The organism is Lentzea miocenica, from assembly GCF_033949945.1.
Taxonomy (GTDB): domain Bacteria; phylum Actinomycetota; class Actinomycetes; order Mycobacteriales; family Pseudonocardiaceae; genus Lentzea; species Lentzea miocenica.
The window spans coordinates 1-1472 of the sequence record NZ_JAXAVW010000089.1 but is presented as its reverse complement, the minus strand read 5'-3'; the positions used below and the strand labels follow the sequence as shown (position 1 = coordinate 1472).

The following is a 1472-nucleotide window of genomic DNA, read 5'->3' as shown; positions in this document are numbered from 1 at the left end:
GGCGGATTCTTGGGGTCCTCGCAACACCTGATGGCTTATGTGGTCGTCAGTAGATCACGCAGACGCTCGGCTGGCTTGTTCCAGTCGAGCGTTTTGCGTGGTCGGCCGTTGAGTTGCTGGGCGACGTGCTGGAGGTCCTCGGCGCTGTGAACGGAGAGGTCGGTGCCCTTGGGGAAGTACTGGCGCAGCAGGCCGTTCGTGTTCTCGTTGCTGCCGCGCTGCCAGGGCGAGTGCGGGTCGCAGAAGTAGACCGGCACTCCGGTGGCGACGGTGAACTGCTTGTGCGCGGCCATTTCGCAGCCCTGGTCCCAGGTCAGCGAACCGCGCAGGTGCTCGGGCAGGGTCTGGATCAGCGAGGTCAGCACGTCGCGGACCTCCTCGGCGGTGTGCCCGCCGGGCAGGTGCCCGAGCAGGACGTAGCGGGTGGAACGCTCGACCAGGGTCACGATCGCGCTCTCGCTGCGGGTGCCCACGATCAGATCGCCTTCCCAGTGGCCGGGAACCGCCCGGTCCTCGACCTCCGCGGGGCGGTCGGAGATCATCACCATCTCGTCGACGAACCGCCGTGTGCGCTGCTCCGGACTGCGATGGGGTCTGCGGCGGGTGCGCCCGGTGCGCAGCGCGACCGCGACCTCACGCCGCAGCCCGCCACGGGCCTGGACATAGATCGCCTGATAGATCGTCTCCGGACTCACCCGCATGCCCTCGTCGTCGGGGAACTCCATGACCAGAGCGTGACAGATCTGCTCGGGTGACCACCGCTCCCGCAGCTTGCCGGCGACGTAGCCGCGCAGCGGACCGTCCTGAGCGAGCTTGGACTCCTTGGGCCGCGCCCGGCTGTCCGTCCAGGCCCGCTGCGCCCGGTGCGGCTGGTAGACACCCTTGACCGCACGGGCGTCGATCTCGCGTTTGACCGTGGACGCCGGCCGGTCCAGCACCCGCCCGATCGCCCGCAACGACTCGCCCTGACGACGCAGGTCAGCGATCAACTCCCGCTCCGTCACGGTGAGGAACCGGGGGTGCAACTCGGCTTCGACCGCAGCCAGAGATGACGTCGACGCGGCCGGGACGATGGTGGTCATGCCGGTGTTGTAGTCGATCAAGCGCCCATCGGAGTGCAGCCGCGTGTTACCGATCTTGCGGATGCCACGGTCCCAGTCCCTGGCCGTGCGTTCATGAACCCCGGCCTGCGCCGCGGCATCCCGCCGACGCATTCCGGCCGCGCGCAGCCTGTCGTACTCCGCCCGGCCAGGATGCCCGGCCGTCCCCGTCTTGCCACGGCCACGGATACCGGCCTTGCGCGCCCACCCGTATGCCGTCGCAGGGGTCACCCCGACCACCCGAGCAGCACCCGAGATGCTGCCGCCCTCCCGGTCCAGAGCCTCGAAGAACCTCGCCCTCAACCCTCCAGAAACCACGATCCCCGCAACTCCCTGAAATCCAGGGTGTTGCGGGGATCGCTAGAACCCGCC

At 68.9% G+C, this 1472-nt stretch carries 1 protein-coding gene; it reads right to left on the bottom strand.

Annotated elements, in window-relative coordinates:
• Positions 1-35: 35 nt before the first annotated feature.
• Positions 36-1214, bottom strand: coding sequence for an IS30 family transposase (locus SK803_RS46300; protein WP_319972635.1), 1179 nt, complete (start codon positions 1212-1214; stop codon positions 36-38).
• Positions 1215-1472 lie beyond the last annotated feature (258 nt).

Coding starts and splice junctions, on each gene's coding strand:
- SK803_RS46300 (WP_319972635.1), bottom strand. CDS start 1,214: ATGCGTCGGCGGGATGCCGCGGCGCAGGCCGGGGTTCATGAACGCACG.